Annotated in this window: 14 protein-coding genes; 11 read left to right on the top strand and 3 right to left on the bottom strand. The window is 43.5% G+C overall.

What is annotated here, in order from left to right:
* Positions 1-2: 2 nt before the first annotated feature.
* From IEY67_RS15985 to IEY67_RS15975, 3 genes are all read right to left on the bottom strand, one after another.
* Positions 3-653 (bottom strand): DUF4136 domain-containing protein, encoded by a 651-nt coding sequence (locus IEY67_RS15985; RefSeq protein ID WP_183668712.1) that lies wholly within the window; start codon positions 651-653, stop codon positions 3-5.
* A gap of 68 nt (positions 654-721) precedes the next feature.
* Entirely contained in the window at positions 722-883 is a 162-nt protein-coding gene (locus tag IEY67_RS15980) for a hypothetical protein (RefSeq protein WP_183668710.1), read from the bottom strand.
* A gap of 70 nt (positions 884-953) precedes the next feature.
* Positions 954-1,097, bottom strand: a complete 144-nt coding sequence (locus IEY67_RS15975; RefSeq protein ID WP_158583209.1) for a hypothetical protein — start codon at positions 1,095-1,097, stop codon at positions 954-956.
* A 41-nt stretch (positions 1,098-1,138) separates the two neighbouring features.
* Between IEY67_RS15975 and IEY67_RS15970 the strand changes: the two genes are divergently transcribed.
* From IEY67_RS15970 to IEY67_RS15920, 11 genes are all read left to right on the top strand, one after another.
* On the top strand, positions 1,139-1,330 hold the full coding sequence (locus IEY67_RS15970; protein ID WP_122354573.1) for an HU family DNA-binding protein: 192 nt from the start codon (positions 1,139-1,141) through the stop codon (positions 1,328-1,330).
* A 5-nt stretch (positions 1,331-1,335) separates the two neighbouring features.
* A complete protein-coding gene (locus IEY67_RS15965) occupies positions 1,336-3,705 on the top strand; it encodes a TonB-dependent receptor (RefSeq protein WP_183669106.1) in 2,370 nt (789 codons plus the stop codon).
* Positions 3,706-3,768: 63 nt separating this feature from the next.
* Complete coding sequence (locus IEY67_RS15960; RefSeq protein WP_183668708.1) at positions 3,769-4,851, top strand: sensor histidine kinase; 1,083 nt, start codon at positions 3,769-3,771, stop codon at positions 4,849-4,851.
* Positions 4,841-5,905, top strand: a complete 1,065-nt coding sequence (locus IEY67_RS15955) for a sensor histidine kinase (protein WP_122373614.1) — start codon at positions 4,841-4,843, stop codon at positions 5,903-5,905. The genes IEY67_RS15960 and IEY67_RS15955 overlap by 11 nt, the downstream gene beginning before the upstream one ends.
* Positions 5,902-6,615, top strand: a complete 714-nt coding sequence (locus IEY67_RS15950) for a LytR/AlgR family response regulator transcription factor (RefSeq protein ID WP_122373615.1) — start codon at positions 5,902-5,904, stop codon at positions 6,613-6,615. The genes IEY67_RS15955 and IEY67_RS15950 overlap by 4 nt, the downstream gene beginning before the upstream one ends.
* A 138-nt stretch (positions 6,616-6,753) precedes the next feature.
* Positions 6,754-8,856, top strand: a complete 2,103-nt coding sequence (locus IEY67_RS15945) for a right-handed parallel beta-helix repeat-containing protein (protein WP_183668706.1) — start codon at positions 6,754-6,756, stop codon at positions 8,854-8,856.
* Between the two features lie 183 nt (positions 8,857-9,039).
* A complete protein-coding gene (trmB, locus tag IEY67_RS15940; RefSeq protein WP_183668704.1) occupies positions 9,040-9,798 on the top strand; it encodes a tRNA (guanosine(46)-N7)-methyltransferase TrmB in 759 nt (252 codons plus the stop codon).
* Between the two features lie 24 nt (positions 9,799-9,822).
* Entirely contained in the window at positions 9,823-10,932 is a 1,110-nt protein-coding gene (locus IEY67_RS15935; RefSeq protein WP_122354561.1) for an Mrp/NBP35 family ATP-binding protein, read from the top strand.
* Positions 10,933-11,429: 497 nt separating this feature from the next.
* A complete protein-coding gene (locus tag IEY67_RS15930) occupies positions 11,430-14,597 on the top strand; it encodes a SusC/RagA family TonB-linked outer membrane protein (RefSeq protein WP_183668702.1) in 3,168 nt (1,055 codons plus the stop codon).
* Positions 14,598-14,627: 30 nt separating this feature from the next.
* Entirely contained in the window at positions 14,628-16,610 is a 1,983-nt protein-coding gene (locus IEY67_RS15925) for a RagB/SusD family nutrient uptake outer membrane protein (protein WP_122373618.1), read from the top strand.
* 17 nt (positions 16,611-16,627) lie between these two features.
* Positions 16,628-17,965: a BT_3987 domain-containing protein gene (locus tag IEY67_RS15920; protein ID WP_183668700.1), complete on the top strand. Its 1,338-nt coding sequence runs from the start codon at positions 16,628-16,630 to the stop codon at positions 17,963-17,965.
* The last annotated feature ends 221 nt before the right edge of the window (positions 17,966-18,186 follow it).

The raw sequence follows: 18,186 nt of genomic DNA, 5'->3' as shown, positions 1-18,186 counted from the left end.
TATTATTTATCGGTATACAATATATTGAGATAAGGAGATTGTTCAAAAGCCTGTCCGACTGCACGAAGAGTCAACTGCATGTCGATACGCGAGTTGTTATACATCAGGCCTGAAGCATACGCATGCCAGATTACCGGCAGATCGACCTTTTTGCTCTCATCAGCAGGCTTAGCTGTCAGATCGACCATTTCCGCAACAAAGGTTCCTGTATCATAGCTATAAGAAACCGGGTACGGATAATACCAATCATTCCAAAATGGTCCCCAGAAACCAGCTCCCCACCAACCATAATAACCATAACCATAGCCCGGAGAAATAATCTGCGTGGTGCTCTGGGCATACGACAATTGCAAGCCGACATCAGCTTTATCCTTGTCATCGACCCGGGTATATCCACGGTCGTCCATCTCAGTCACTACCTCATTAATGATCTTTTGGGCATTCTCGTCTTTCCAGTATTGAGCTTTCATACCGCTACCGGCAATCAGGATGCTATCAGGAAGATAATAAGAACTGAATTTGTTAAACTGAATACTGTTATCATAATTCGTATAAACAGCATAATCACTGGACAGTTTATTCAGGTCCGGATCTTTCTCACAGGAAGAGAATAAAGCTGTCACAGCCAAAGCAAATAAAAACAACTTCTTCATACGTCTTTAAATTTTAAGTAACAGAATTAATTCAAAACTCACAACGAATGTTTTTAAAATCCATCCGATCATCTATTAATAACCAGTCCCGCCTCTTCGAATAGAGACTTATCCAAAACCTCCGGAATCACTTTTTCGTCTTCCGCGACTGGTTTACTCTCTGCCTGTACCGACCTATAGTCGGCACACGTAAACGAAGCTAACAGCCCCAACAGTAATGTGTTTGCCATTTCTCTCTACTATTTTAATCCTCCAATCATTCATTTCAGTGCAAACATATTATATAGATGTAATATAAACTTACTTTATTTTGCCGAAACGAAACAGGAATCTGCCGAAACGTATTTTTTCGTTACTGAAATGAAACAATACCTCGTCGACAGCAGGAAGGATTTTATATACGAAAAAAACACTTCCGTCTACAAATTCAAAAGCACTTTCCATACAGGATTATCTTCGCCGCATAATCATAAAACAAGATTGTTATGAACAAGCGAGAAGTCATTTCAGCAGTAGCAAGCCGCTCAGGAATAGCCCCGGAGGATTGCATCAAAGTATTCGATACGTTCGAAGAGGTTTTCAGTGAAGAAATAGCACGTAGTAAATGGAAAGGCACAATCTTCGAATGTGTTTACGATATCCTGACACGCATCAAAAACAAAAAAACAATTCAATAATGAATATGCATCGTATAATTACATTTTTATTCCTGCTTATCTGGTCTGTATCCATAACCAGAAGTTACGCCCAACAAACCGGGAACAACCAACCCGCACAAACACTACGCGGAACAGTTATCGACAAAGCATCCGGTCACCCGATGCCCGATGTTACGATCATGCTCCGGGATATGCCGGGAACAGGAACTACCACCGATGAGAAAGGCCAGTTCGTACTATCGGGCATTCCGGTAGGGCGACACAATGTAGAGGCGACTTTCCTGGGATACGAACCCGGTATATTCCGGGAAGTTCTTGTCACTTCCGCAAAAGAAGTGTATCTGGACATTTCACTGAAAGAGAACGTCCGGGAGTTAAGCGAAGTCGTTATCCGTCCGCAGATAAACAAAGAACAACCACTCAACAAGATGGCAGTCACCGGTGCCCGGATGCTCAGTGTGGAAGAAGCCAGCCGCTATGCCGGAGGACTGGATGATCCCGCACGCCTGGTCAGTTCTTTTGCCGGTGTAGCAGCCAATCTTTCCAGTAACGGCATATCTATCCATGGAAATGCTCCCCATCTGCTGCAATGGAGAATGGAAGATGTGGAAATACCCAACCCGAACCATTTTGCCGACATTTCGATACTGGGCGGTGGTGTCCTTTCCTCACTCAGCAGCCAGGTCCTGGGAAATTCCGATTTCTTCACCGGTGCATTTCCTGCCGAATACGGGAATGCTGTTTCCGGAGTTTTCGACATGAAACTGCGGAACGGCAACAACCGGAAAATGGAAAACACTTTACAGGCAGGTATATTAGGTTTAGATATCGCTTCGGAAGGACCGTTAAGTAAAAAGCATCAGGCTTCCTATATTTTCAACTACCGCTACTCCACGACCGGATTACTGAACCGTATCTATCCAGGATTGGATATGGGTGGTACACTCGATTACCAGGATCTCAATTTCAAACTGAATTTCCCGACACGTAAAGCCGGAACTTTCTCGGTGTGGGGAACCAGCCTGATCGACAAATACGAAGGTGATTTCGAAGAGAATCCGCAGGAATGGGAACATACCCGCGATAATTTCAAGTCGGAAGCCAAGCAATATATGGCAGCCGGAGGAATCAGTCACCGCTATTTCTTCCCGAACGCAGCGACACTGAAAACGACTTTGGCCGCCACCTATTCCGGAATGAATGCCACCGAAGATTCTTATGCACCGGACCATACTTTTACCCCGTTCACCTATCAGAAGTATAACAATACCAATTTAACTCTGACCTCTTCCTATAACAGGAAATTCAGTGCGCGGCATACCAACCAGACCGGTTTCACCTATACCCGGATGTTCTACGATATGAGATTAAACCTCGCACCGTATGAAACAGCTCCGTTAAATACCCTCTCCAAAGGGAAAGGACAAACCGACCTGATCTCTGTTTATAGCAGTTCTTCTTTTGGGATAACCAACCGGCTTTCTGTGAATGCAGGATTAAACAGCCAGGTCCTGACATTGAACAATCACTGGACTCTGGAACCCCGTTTAGGAATGAAATGGACACCTACCACACGGACCTCATTTGCCCTGGCTTACGGTTTACACAGCCGCATGGAAAAAATGGACGTCTATTTCGTCAATTCCAAGAGTTCCGGTAAGGAATCCGTCAATAAGAACCTCGATTTCACAAAAGCTCATCACCTGATGCTGACATTCGGCTACAAATTATCCGATAACCTGCTTCTCAAAGTCGAACCTTATGCCCAGTTCCTGTACGATGTTCCGGTCATTGCCGACAGTTCTTATTCCGTCCTCAACCGGAGAGAATTTTATGTGGAAGAAGCCCTGGTTAATAAAGGGAAAGGACGTAATATCGGAGTGGATATCACATTAGAAAAATATCTGAGCAGGGGATTATATTACCTGATAACGGCTTCCGTTTTCGATTCCAGATACAAGGGTGGAGACGGTGTCTGGCACAATACCCGGTTCAACCGCCGGTATATACTCAACACTTTGATCGGGAAAGAATGGATGCTAGGGAAAAACAGACAGAATATCCTGAGTGCCAATGCCAAATTCACTTTACAGGGAGGAGAACGTTATTCCCCTCTGGATACGGAAGCCAGTCTGGCCCACCCGGATAAAGAAGCACAATATGACGAAACACGTGCCTATTCACAACAATATCCGGTGATGTTCATCGCCAACTTCACCGTCAGTTATAAAATAAACAAAAAGAAAGTCGCACATGAATTTGCGATCAAGGCACTGAATGTAACAGGTACAAAGGAATATTACGGTTATCATTATAACCTGAAATCCGGTGTGATGGAACGTAACGGAAACAGTATTCCCATCAGTAACATCAGTTATAAGCTAGAATTTTAAGCGTTTTACAGACTGGTAACAAATAAAGTAGTAATTTCGGACACTTAAAGAGGATGCCGCTATATGACAGACAGCCCTATAAATAAACAAACTTTTCTGTATCGGTTTCTGGTCAGTTCCAGATACAGAATAGCTCGCCATATCTTGTTGCTCCTGGCAGTGGCGGCGGTGTCGCTCAACCAGAATATCTACACATACGGGGCAAAAGCAGAGTTATTGGACCATTACGTTTATCTGGCAGGTTTCTGTACGTTGATCTCTTATGTCATCGTCGGCTATCTCCATCTCTATCTGCTGGTTCCCAAACTATTGCTTAAAAAGAAATATCTGGTTTATATCCTATATTCGACCAGTTCCGTTTTACTGCTTATATTGATACGGTACGTACAGGAATACTGGATATTTACTTCATCCGGTATTCCTCCGGTCAGAAGTTCTTACTTCAACATAGTCAGTATCCTGGATAGTTTATCGGATTTCATGCTGAACATGATCTGTATTACCGGTATCTCCATGACTGTTCTACTGAAACACTGGATGATAGAGAATCAACGGGTGAACCAACTGGAAAAAAAGCAGATACAATCGGAAGTGGATAATCTGAAAGAACAGGTGAACCCTTCACTGCTATTCAACACGCTGAACCGGACTGCCGTATTATCGAAAAGCGAACCGCAAAAAGCAGCCGATATGGTACTGCAATTAAGCCAGCTACTACGTTATCAACTGTATGACGGAGCACGCGATAAAGTGCTACTGAATTCAGAGATCACTTTTGTGAACAATTATCTGGCACTGGAAAAATTTTATTCCGATTCATTCGATTATCAGATCGTTCCGGATAAAGAACTGACAGGAGTACTTATTCCTCCTCTCCTGCTTGTTCCGATTATCCAGTATGCCTTGAAAAAAGCAGGGAAACAAGAATGCAGACCATCTATTCTCCTGCAAGTCAATCGGAAAGGACAACAAATTGTCATTATCTGCCGGTTTAACGATACCGATACACCGGTTATCAAAGAGCTAGACGGCTTCAATGCACGTCTCGCCCTTCTCTACCCGGATAACTATTCATTATCCGTTACGCAGGACAAAGATCAGGGGATAAGTACTATTCTATTAAAATTGAATACACATGGTAAATAATACAGATCATATAGTTCCAGATTTCCTGCTAAATCCGCAGAAAAGGATCTACAGGCATCTCCTGTTACAACTGGTCGTTTTCCTTATCACGATCAATGTATTCTGGGATACGCCGGACGAACTGATTATTACTCCGCCACGTATCCGCTCATGGATCGGTTATTTCCTGATTATAAACATGCTCATTTATGTAAATGCTTATATATTAGTACCACGATTTCTGCTAAAAGGGCGTCTCCTTCTTTATCTGATAACAGCATCGGGCCTGATCCTCATTTCTATTGTGATATTAGGCACTCTCCAAACACTTTTTGAAGATACACGTTTTGAGAGCCTGCCCACCAGCCAGTCGGTAATCCTGTTAAATATCCTGTCCTCAACGATATCCAGCGGCTTACTGGTAGCCGGTTCGTCAGCCATGATTCTTTTTAAACATTGGATCAGCAATAACCTGCGTGTCAATGAACTGGAAGCCGCCACCCTGCAATCGGAACTGAAATTCCTAAAAAGCCAGATCAATCCGCATTTCCTGTTCAATATGCTGAATAATGTCTATGTGCTGATCAGGAAAGGACGTGATGAAGCAGCCGAAGTATTGTTCAAGCTGGAAGACCTGCTGCGTTATCAGTTTAATGACAGTACCCAGGACAGGATCCAACTCAGTTCGGATATTCGTTTTATGAACGATTTCCTGAATCTGGAGAAAATACGCCGCGACAATTTTAATTATACCATTTCCAAAGAAGGCGATATCAACAGTGTATGGTTACCTCCCCTGCTGTTCATCCCTTTTGTTGAAAATGCGGTCAAACACAATACGGACGGAGAGAATGCTTCATTCGTATATATTTCTTTCAACGTGCAGGATAACCGGTTGTTTTTCCGGTGTGAAAATTCAAAGCCTGCCGAAGAGGAAGAAAAGAACAACCGTATCGGTGGCCTGGGACTGAAAAACATCCGGAGGCGGTTGGAATTATTATATCCCGCCCGCCATTCCCTGGAAATCATAGAAGATAAACAAAGTTACATCGTTAATTTATACCTGGACTTATGAACTGTATCATCGTAGACGACGAACCTCTGGCCCGTGAAGCGGTAGAGATGCTGATAAATGAAACCGGAGAACTGACGCTGGCCGGTAGCTTCAATAATGCCACTTCGGCGGCCCGGTTTATCGGAGAACATCCGGTCGACCTGATCTTCCTGGACATCCGCATGCCTAAAGTAACCGGACTGGAATTCGCCCGTACCATACCCAAAAGCACCCTCGTCATATTCACAACTGCCTATGCCGAATATGCAATCGACAGCTATGAGGTGGACGCCGTCGACTACCTGGTCAAGCCGATTATCCCCGAAAGATTCCAAAAAGCAGTAGAGAAAGCCAAAACATATCATGCACTTTTGCTGACAGAAGAAAAGGAAAACATCGAAAATGTAGAAAGCGAGTTCATGTTTGTCAAATCCGAACGTCGTTTCTTCAAAGTCAATTTCAAAGATATATTGTTCATCGAAGGATTGAAAGACTATGTGATCATTCAGCTTCCCGATCAGCGTATCATCACTAAAACAAGCATGAAAGCGATACACGAACTGCTTCCCAAAGCATTCCTTCGGGTGAACCGTTCCTACATCGTCAATACCCAACAAATAGCATCTTTCGATAACAACGACATTTATATCGACAAATATGAGATTGCCATCGGTAACAACTACCGGGATATATTCTTCGATGAATTTGTTGCAAAAATGGGAAGGGTATAATCAGTCGACCGATAAAACAAAATACAGACAATAAGTAAGATAAGCTCAGTCCGGAAGGTAAAAAATTTACTTTTAGAACTGAGCTTTTCTATGTATAAAATACTACTTTTGTTAAGGCTAACGATAAATTCTACCATCATGAAACGACTACTGTTCTTCTATCTGTTTTCTCTCTGTTCTTCTGCCATCATGGCCCAAAATACGATTTATGTATCATCCGAAACCAAAGGTATAGAAAACGGAACGCTTGAATCTCCCTATCAAACAATCGAAGCGGCCTTGAAACAAGGGCTTAATTCCACCGGAAACGATACTGTCCGTATCCATGTCCAGGCGGGTTTCTATCCTTTAAATAAAACGATCCGGATAGAAAAAACTCCTTCTGCCCCTGTTCTCATTGAAGGAGATGAAAAAGATATGCCGGTATTCAGCGGGGCGATCACTCTTACTTCCTGGGAAAAGACACCGCAGGGATGGTGGAAAACACATATCGACGAAGTAACACGCTATGGAGTAAAGATTGAACAACTGTTTGTTAATGGAAACAGGGCTATCCGTGCCCGGACACCCGATAAAGGATGGTTCTTCGTGGAAGGAGCTGAAGAAACCGTTCATTATAAAGGGACAGGCCGATCCCCCGAATATGCGACACAACGCATCAGGGTAAAACCTGAAGATATGGAATCACTGAAAGGACTTTCTGCTGAAGAACTGAATAATGTTATGGTCATGTGTTACCATAAATGGGACAATACCCGCAAATATCTATCCCAGGCAATACCTGATTCTGGTTATTTCTTCCTGAACGGACAAGGGATGAAACCCTGGAACCCTATAGGGAAAGGAAGCCGGTTTATTCTAGAGAATTACAAACAAGCCATGAATACCGAAGGGGAATGGTTTCTGGAAACATCCGGCGACCTGTATTATATACCGCGTAAAGGAGAAGTGATGGAAACATCTGTCGCTTATGCCCCGGTTTTAAACAGATTACTTTCTATAAAAGGCGATAAAGACCGTCCGGTTAAGAATATTACATTCCGAAACCTGTCTTTTGAACATGCGGGATATGTAATGCCTAAAACCGGGAATGATCCGGCACAGGCCGCCTCACCTGACGATGCAGCTATCCAACTCGATCACGCAGACAATATCCGTTTTGAGAACTGCGTAATAAAGCATACGGGAAACTACGCCATCTGGTTCCGGAAAGCTTGTACGAATTGCAAACTGGAACACTCTTATCTAACCGACCTGGGAGCCGGAGCCGTTAAGATCGGGGAATATGAAACACCCGACCCTGCATATCTCACAAAGCATATTACAATCGATAACAACATTATCCAAAAGACCGGATTCGTCTTCCCTTGTGGAGTCGGAGTTGCTATTTTCAATTCATCCGACAACAAAGTGACTCACAACGAAATATCCGATCTGCTTTACTCCGGAGTTTCTGTCGGCTGGGTCTGGGGATACGGAAAAAGTTACGCTGTCAACAATGAGATCGCTTACAACAATATCCATCATATCGGTTGGGGAGAACTGTCGGATATGGGGGCCGTTTATACCCTCGGTATCTCACCCGGTACCCGGGTTTGCAATAATGTGATCCATCACATTTATTCTTACGACTATGGAGGCTGGGGACTTTATACGGATGAAGGAAGTACAGGTGTCGTTATGGAGAACAACCTGGTATACGGTTGTAAAAGCGGCGGTTTCCACCAACATTACGGAAAAGAGAACATCATACGAAACAATATTTTTGCCTTCAACCATTACCAGCAGTTACAATTTACAAGGGTTGAAGATCACCAATCCTTTAGTTTCACTTCCAATATTATATTAATGGACCACGGAGTATATCTTGCCGGCCCCTGGGACAAAGCCAATATGGATATGGATTACAATTGCTATTGGGATTTACGCGGTAATGCAGATCCAAAGTTTCTGGATTATGACCTGAAAACATGGAAAAAGATCAAAGATAAACATTCGATCATACAAGACCCGGGATTTAAAGCCCCTTACCAACTGGATTTCCAATTCAAAGATCAGAAAGCAATCCGGAAAATCAAATTCAAACCGTTTGATTACCAGAAAGCCGGAGTTTACGGCAGTAGCGAATGGATACAAAAAGCCCGGATGAGCAAAGAACGGGAAGAAGAATTTGACAGGATCGTCCGGAATAGGGAAGAATCGGTATCTGCCTTATATGATAGAACTATATCTGATATATAAATAGAATACCTTTGGTTATCAGAAGCTAATGAGCTACTACACATAGGGGTATCACAATTTGTGATACCCCCTAATTACAATTTAGGGAGCAGTTTACCTTTTGCTTTTACAGAACAAGGAGTTGCTATGTTATCTTCCGGTTGGATATGTCATCCCGAAAAAATAAAGTATTATCTTTGCAGCATGGGAAAAAATAAGTTAGCAAAGTTTGACGATATGGCGGAGTATCCGCATGTTTTCCAGTATCCGTTTGCCGTTCTGCAAGAGAAAGGATTTGAGTTGAAAGGACACTGGCACAAGGAGTTTTTCAAGAATGACAATCCGATCGTACTTGAATTGGGTTGTGGTAAAGGTGAATATACAGTAGGACTGGCACGCCTGTTCCCTGACAAAAATTTTATCGGTGTAGATATCAAGGGTGCCCGCATGTGGACCGGAGCCAAAGACTCTTACGAATCGGGTATGACCAACGTTGCTTTCCTGCGGACCAGCATCGAACTGATCTCACATTTCTTCGCAGCCGGAGAAGTAGCCGAAATATGGCTGACCTTCCCCGACCCACAGATGAAAAAGGTCAATAAGCGCCTGACTTCTACCCGTTTCATGAAGATGTACCGCGAAATACTGTCAGGCGACGGCATTATCCACCTCAAGACAGACAGTAACTTCATGTACACTTATACCTGTGAAATGGTAAAAGCCAACAAATATCCCGTATTGTTCAGCAACGACGACCTGTATCATTCAGGATTGGTAGACGATATCCTGTCTATCAAAACCTATTACGAACAACAATGGCTCGACCGCGGACTGAACATCAAATACATCAAGTTTGTTTGTGAAGAAAGAGACGAACTGATCGAACCGGACGTAGAGATCGAACTCGACCCCTACCGCAGTTTCAACCGGAGTAAGCGCAGCGCACTGGCTTCCGGCAAATAAGACAACCAATTATACAATTATATTATGGCTATATATCCTAAACTGATCATGGACGCACTGGCAAAAGTGCGTTACCCGGGGACAGGGAAAGACCTTGTCGAAATGGGCATGGTAGAAGACAACATACGGATCGACGGCAATAAGGTTAGTTTCTCCCTCCTTTTCGAGAAACCCAACGATCCGTTTATCAAATCAGTCGTAAAGGCTGCCGAAACAGCTATCCTGACTTATGTAGGTGAAGATGTAGACATCAAAGGAAACATCGAAGTACTGGCACGTCAGGCAGCACGTCCTGAACCGGATAAACTACTTCCGCAGGTAAAAAATATCATTGCCGTATCTTCCGGTAAAGGAGGTGTAGGTAAAAGTACAGTTGCCGCCAACCTCGCAGTAGCTCTTGCCGGGCTTGGTTATAAGGTAGGTTTACTGGATGCCGATATTTTCGGTCCTTCACAGCCCAAAATGTTCAATGTGGAAGATGCCCGTCCTTATATGGAAGAGGTAGACGGACGCGACCTGATCCAACCGGCAGAGAACTATGGAGTAAAATTGCTATCGATCGGTTTCTTCGTAAACAAGGAAGATGCGGTTTTATGGCGCGGAGCTATGGCAAGCAATGCATTGAAGCAACTGATCGGCGACGCCAACTGGGGCGATCTCGATTACTTTCTGATCGACCTGCCACCGGGAACAAGTGATATTCACCTGACAATGGTACAGACACTGGCTATCACCGGTGCCATCGTAGTCAGCACTCCGCAGGAAGTTGCCCTTGCCGATGCCCGCAAAGGTATCAGCATGTTCACAGGCGAAAAGATCAATGTGCCGGTATTGGGACTGGTTGAAAATATGGCCTGGTTCACCCCTGCCGAACTGCCGGAAAACAAATATTACCTGTTCGGAAAAGAAGGAGCCAAACGTCTGGCAGAAGAACTGAATGTCCCGCTGTTAGGACAAATACCTATCGTACAGAGTATCTGTGAAGGAGGTGACAACGGAACACCTGTTGCCCTGAATCCCGATACGATCACTGGAGCCGCATTCCGCAATTTAGCAGAAAACGTAATTGAACAGATCAATTACCGCAATGCAAACATGGCTCCCACACAACGGGTACATGTTTCAAAGACGTAATCTTTAAAAACAGAAATCATCCTATAAAGAAGAAGGTATCCTTTTGGGGATACCTTCTTCTTTTTGTCATATAGGCAGGGTTTCTTTTGCCTGGAGGTTAACTCTTTAAATATTATCTTAACCTATCTTATATATTTTATTTTCAGCAACGGCAAGTACGATTTTTTACCGAAATAAACAAGAGGGAACATCCAAATCACCTCGGCTGTCTCTTTGTTTTTCATGTCATCCCTGACTAAAATATATTTTTACTTTTTTATTCTTCTTTTAATTCGATGACATAATCCTTAGAGAACTAAGTCCGATATTGGTACAAAGTAGTGAAATAAATCTTAACAATACAATCTACATTATTAAATTTAACTAATCGTTTAACATAATTTATCCAACAGCGGAGATTTAGAAGCATACACTGAATCAACCAGCCTTTCAAAAATCATTTTATCACCTTAGTTCTCTAAGAACTTATATATTGTTTAACTTTAAATTATCCGCACATGGATTTAGTATCATTGAAAAGAAAACGGAAATTGATTGTGATTCTGCCACTTTGCGTAAGTTTCATTAGCAGTTATCCGCTCTGCGCCACCGCCGGTCCGGATGACACCCCGGTGTTGAAGATTACCCAAAGCACGCACCCATCCAAACGAACTGTCGAAGGAACTGTGTTTGATGCTTCCACAGGAGAGGTGTTGATTGGTGTAAACATCCGTATCAAAGGAACAACAAGCCAGGGTACTATCACAGACACTGAAGGTAGGTTCACAATCCCTGTTACAGGCAGTCAAACAGAGTTGTTATTTTCTTACATCGGTTACAAGGAACAGACAGTAGAGGTTGGCGATTTGGGAGTCCTCACTGTAAAAATGCAATCAGACAACGAAATGCTGGATGAAGTGGTTGTTGTAGGTGCCGGTACGCAGAAAAAAGTGTCGATTACAGGTGCTATTACATCAGTTGAAGGTATTACTTTAAAAACTCCGACTTCTTCGCTTACCAATTCTTTAGCCGGAAAATTGGCCGGTGTCATCTCGACTACCAGTACCGGTGAGCCCGGACAGGCTTCAGAGTTCTATATTCGGGGTATCAACACTTTCGGAGGGGTGGCAACTCCTTTGATCCTGCTCGACGGAGTAGAAATATCCAGTGGTGACCTGAATCGTATCCCGGCAGAGTCCATCGAAAGTTTTTCTTTACTGAAAGATGCATCGGCTACAGCCATCTACGGTAACCGAGGTGCCAATGGCGTTATGTTGGTTACAACTAAAAGTGGTGCTGAAAATTCGAAGACAACTGTCAACGTATCTTTGGAAACATCTTATTTCCAACCGATGAACAAAGTTGAATTCGCCAACGGTACCACGTTCATGCGAACCTATAACGAAGCAGAGCAAGCCCGCAGCCTCACACCGATTACCCCAAGATATTCGGAAGAACAGATTCTGAATACAATGAATGGAGTCAATCCATACATTTATCCGGATGTAGACTGGTACAAATTACTCTTCAAAGAGGGAAACTTTAACCAGCGCGCCAACATTAACGTGCAGGGCGGTGGTTCACGCGTCAAATATTATATGAGCTTGCAAGCTAACCACGATACGGGTTTACTCGATGCTCCATCCGATTACTACTACAATCCGAACATCAACAATTGGGAATACAATTTCCAGAACAACATCTCCTATAAGATGACCAGCACGACCACCATCGATATGAGAATGATGGCACAAATAGGAAACAGGAAGGGCCCCAATTACAGCACCTCAGACTTATACAAGAGCGTGATGGTAGCCAATCCGGTATCTTTCCCGGCTTATTTCCCGGCTCAAGACGGTGACGAACACATCCGTTTCGGTAACACACTGATCAAATCGGGAAAGTATGGACAAAACCCGTATGAATACATGATGAGTTCATTCAAGGAAAACAACTACAACACCTTGAATACCTCAATCGCCATCAATCAGGATTTCAGTTTCATCACCAAAGGGTTATCTGCCAAGGTGCTGGTAAATTTCAAAAACTATTCATCTTCTGACTACAACCGCACAATGGCATCCTACTTCTACGAAGCAAAAAACGGTTCTTATAACCCTGAAACAAACGAATACGAACTCACCCTGTTGCGAACAGGCGAAGACTTCGTCAAGCAATCGGACATCAGTAAAGCTGCCGACCAGACATTCTACCTTGATGCACGGCTGGATTGGAAACGTAGTTTCGGTTCTCATAACATGACAGCCATGTTCATGTATATGATGCGCGAATACCGGAACGGTGCCCTACCTAACCGTAACCAAGGTTATTCCGGTCGTCTTACCTATGATTATTCCAATAAATACTTGCTGGAGTTCAACTTCGGTTACAACGGTTCCGAACGTTTGGCTAAAGAAGACCGCTTCGAATTCTTCCCGGCAGCATCTGTAGGCTGGATAATCAGTAGCGAAAAATTCTGGGAACCCATCTCTGAATATGTTAATCACTTTAAAGTCAGAGGTTCTTACGGATTGGTTGGTAGCGATGCATTCAACAGCGGTGCACAACACTTTCTGTATCAAAACCAAGTGGGTATCGGTAACGGTAGCAGCTATACCACAGGCTTACCGACAAACTCAATCGAACGTAGCGGACACTCTTTCAATATATTGGCCGTACAAAATGCAGGATGGGAACACGTTAAGAAATTAGATATCGGTACCGACATCTCACTCTTCAACCAGGTAAACATCACATTCGATTATTTCCATGATCACCGCGACCGTATATTGATGAAACGTGCTTCCTTCCCCAAGATACTGGGATACTGGGGTTCTACCCCTTGGAGTAACATCGGAGAGGTGATAAACCAAGGCGTCGAATTAAGTGTTAACTGGAATAAACAAATAGGTAAAGACTGGATTGTGGATTTCCGCGGAAACTTCACTTATAACCAGAATGAATACAAATACGTAGACGAACCGGATTATCCTTACGTGTGGCAGACCGATACAGGGAAACCGCTGAACACCTTGAAAGGTTACATAGCAGAAGGTTTATTCACAAGCCAGGAAGAAATAGACAATTGGGCGGACCAATCACAACTGGGTGCCAACATCATGCCGGGTGACATCAAATACCGGGATATAAACGGGGACGGACAAATCACTTCGGAAGACAAAGTCTTGCTGTCTACCTACAATAATATGCCTCGTATCCAATACGGTTTGGGATTGAATGTCAGATACAAGAAAATCGATTTCGGTGTATTCTTCAACGGTTCGGCTAAACGCAAAATTATGATTAACTCCGGTTACGCTCCCTTTATCTCGGCTGGCGGTGATGGCGACAACTCCGAAACTCTGCCCCGTAACCTGATGCAGTGGATTGCCGACGAACACTGGTCTGTGGACAATCCCAACCCCAACGCCACCTATCCGCGTTTAGGCACTACCGATGCCGACATATCCAACAACACGCAAGAAAGTTCTTACTGGTTACGTAACGGGAACTTCCTGCGATTCAAAACATTGGAAGTCGGTTACAATTTCCCACATTGCCGTGTTTACTTCACAGGAGATAACCTGGCCGTTTTCAGTCCGTTCAAATTGTGGGATCCGGAACTTTCATGGAACGCTTATCCGTTACAGCGTACCTTTAATTTGGGAGTTCAACTTAGATTTTAAAAATACAACACACAATAAAGATATAAATATATGAAATTCATACAAAAAACCAATCGACTAATAAAAGCATCATTGTCGATATGCCTGCTGGGATTATCCGCGTGCAGTTATCTGGACGTTATTCCGCCGGCACAACCAGATTACGATGACACGATGAAAGATGAGGCCACTACATTAAGTTTTTTATTCACGGCCTATTCTTACATACCCGGTACGAATCCTTTCATCTATCAGCATATTGAAAACTCTGCAGACGAAATGGTACATCCCAAAGATTGGGGTGTAGAGGAGCAGCAAATGTTATTTGGAACCATATCCCCCTCATCCGATCCAGCCAAGTGGGAAAGTATTTACAATTATATCGGTTACGTCCATTATTTCATGGAACAATTGGAGTTGTTACACCCCGTAGGTGTCACGGAAGAGGATAAAAACCAATACCGGGCCGAAGCTTATTTCCTGGAAGCCTACTACCATTTCCGGGCATTGGAAGCATTCGGACCCTGTCCGATCATTCCGGCAAAAGTAGACCAAAACATCTCGAAAGACGACATTCCGGGACGTTCTCACTTCGATTACTGCGTCGATTACATCGTAGACAAATTGGATGAAGCGGCAAAGGTACTTCCCGTAAAACGTGAGACAGCCGACCTGGGACGTGCCGATGCCACTATTTGCAAATCTCTGAAAGCGCGAGTTCTGTTGTATGCAGCTTCTCCATTATGGAACGGTTCGTTCTACAATAAAAATTGGCGGAACCTGAACTACGAAACACCCGGATACGGAACAGAATTGGTTAGCTCCACTTACGACAAAACGAAATGGGACCGTGCTCTGACTGCTTGTAAGGAAGCCCTGCAAGCTGCCACAGATGCAGGCTATGAATTATTCGATATCGAAACGGCCAATGCAATCGCCGACCGTATGAAAATACCGTTGCCATTTATTCCCGGCCTGGAAGAAGACACGGAGAAAAACCGTGAATTCAAAGAACGTGTCCGTATGTTCCAGTATTTGTCTACAGCTACCGAAGGTGACAACAACAAAGAAATCATCTGGGGACAGATTGTATCGAGCAGCGGACTGGGAGAAGTAAACCCGAACATCAGCCGCATGCCTGAAAGAAGCATAAAAAAGAGTGACGGCAGTTGGGCCGGAGGTTATTCAGGTTGGGCTCCCACTTTAAATGCGGTAAAGCGTTTCTATACCGTAAACGGTGAAACTCCGGAAAACGATAAAAACTTCTACCCGGAAAGTAAGTGGTATGAACGTTACTACGAAGGTACTTCAAGTCCGGAACTGGAAACAGATGGTCTGGATAAAGAAGACGTTAAAAATGACATCATCAAATTCAATGTTCACCGTGAGGCCCGCTACTATGCATGGATTGCATTCGACGGCGGTCAATATTCACCTGTTATGGTTAATAACCAACCTCTATGGTTAAACTTTAAGAATTCCAACACCAATGGTTACAGACCCGGTTTACGCAATGTGTCAGGTACCGGTTTCCTGACAAAAAAGTTCATCACACCGGATCTTATCTATAACACCTCCGGCGGACTTAGCGGAAGCCGTATACGGGCACCTTTCATCCGTTTGGCGGAACTGTATTTGAATTTAGCAGAATGTTATGCAGCTCTGGAGCAGACAGACGATGCACTCAAACAATTGAATGTCATCCGCAAACGTGCGGGTATCAAAGAACTTACCAGTTCAGATTTGTCAACAATGAGCCTAACCGAATGGATCCGCAACGAACGTTTCGTCGAACTGTATCAGGAAGGCCACCGTTATTACGATGTACGTCGTTGGACTATCGCTCCCGAAGTTCTGAAAGCCGGTGAACGCTACGGACTGAACGGTATGACCACTGACCCTTCGTTTGAAGAGTTCAACAAACCGACGCTGATAAACCAGCCGATCAAATGGGATAACAAACAGTATCTGGCTCCTATCCTAAACAGTGAGATATATAGTAATCCGCAATTGGTACAAGCTCCCGGTTATTAATCTAAAAAACAATTTGTATGAAAACAAAACTAATATTGGCGGCAGGAACTTTAATCATATTAGGAGCCTGCAACGAATCAAAATATGAATTGGAGAATTTGGTTCCGGAACAATACCATAAAGTAATGTATATAAACAATTCCGGCACAAAAGATTTGACCTTATACAACACAGGTGAAGACAATACATACAACCTCTCCATTTACAAAGGCGGAAGCGAACCGGGATTAACAGCCAACGTTAATATCGGTGTGTTACCACAGGAAACCGTCGACAGTGAATATAGTTTGCCGGAGGGAATAAACTATAAGGTCATAAGCCCGGAATGCTATTCTTTCGAAACTACCCAGCTTAGCTTTGCGTCCGAAGAGCGTTTCAAAAACGTGACAGTCTCCATCAATGTGCCGAACGTTGAAAAGATTATGGCTAATAATCCCGAAGCTACATGTGTGTTACCTTTGTACATTTACAGTGAGACTGATTCCATAAATGTAAATAAGGACGAAGTATTTCTCAAAATAACGCAGGTACTCACACCGACATTAGGCTTCACAACCACCGATCTCACTTATAAACCGTACACAATCGGTTTTACAACTGAAACAGCCGAAATAGACTTCGGACTCGATACAGACAACAAATGGGATATCGACTGCCTATTCGAAGTAGATGCCAATTATGTGGATGAATACAATGCTAAAAACGGAACCTCTTTCGTAGCCTTACCAGACGATTGTTATTCATTTGAGAAAAGCGTGACACTTGCTAGCGGAGTAACTACTGAAAAAATGGTCGTTACGATTAATGGAAGCAGCCTGCAACCTATCGACTATATGTTGCCTGTACGACTTAAGGAAGCATCACTGTTCGAAGTTTCCGAAAAAGCCTTGTATCCGTTGGCTATCCGTATTGTCGGTAAGGAATTCGACCGCTCAAGCTGGTCCATTACTGCCAATACCGAAGAAAAGAGTGGCGAAGGTGTTGGTAACGGTGTAGCAACAAGCCTGTTAGATGGTAATATCAACACATTCTGGCACTCACAGTGGCAAGGTGGTTCAATCAATCTGCCTCACGAACTGGTAGTCGATGTTAAGGAAGTTGTTACCTTCTCCCACATCGGATTAACGGAAAGACAACATGCTCAATACAAAGACGTAAAAGCCGGTGAATTCTTCGTTAGCTCCGACAAGCAGACATGGACTTCTGTCGGTAAATTTAAAGCAGAGCAGGTATACGAAAACCAAATATTCCCCATAACTCCAACGAAAGGACGTTATTTCAAAATACAAATCACCGAAAGCAACAGAGAGCAGAACTCATCTCTCGCCGAGATTTATGCCTATGGTATAAAATAACCTCATATGAAACAGGTTATAGGACCTGCGATAGAGGGGCTATCCACTTTTGGATAGCCCCTCTTGTTTATTTTGATAATAATTCGCACTTATCATTGCATAAATAAAACACAAACAAAGGCACAGGAAAAACTTATAGACAAAAAGGCTTTTGATGGGATTTAGCAAAGGCTATTTTACTGTTACAAATTGCATGCACCAATTTATTTTGATGAAAAAGT

Origin of the sequence: Parabacteroides faecis (genome assembly GCF_014647375.1) — a bacterium.
Taxonomy (GTDB): domain Bacteria; phylum Bacteroidota; class Bacteroidia; order Bacteroidales; family Tannerellaceae; genus Parabacteroides; species Parabacteroides faecis.
This window is presented reverse-complemented; position numbering and strand designations above follow the sequence as displayed.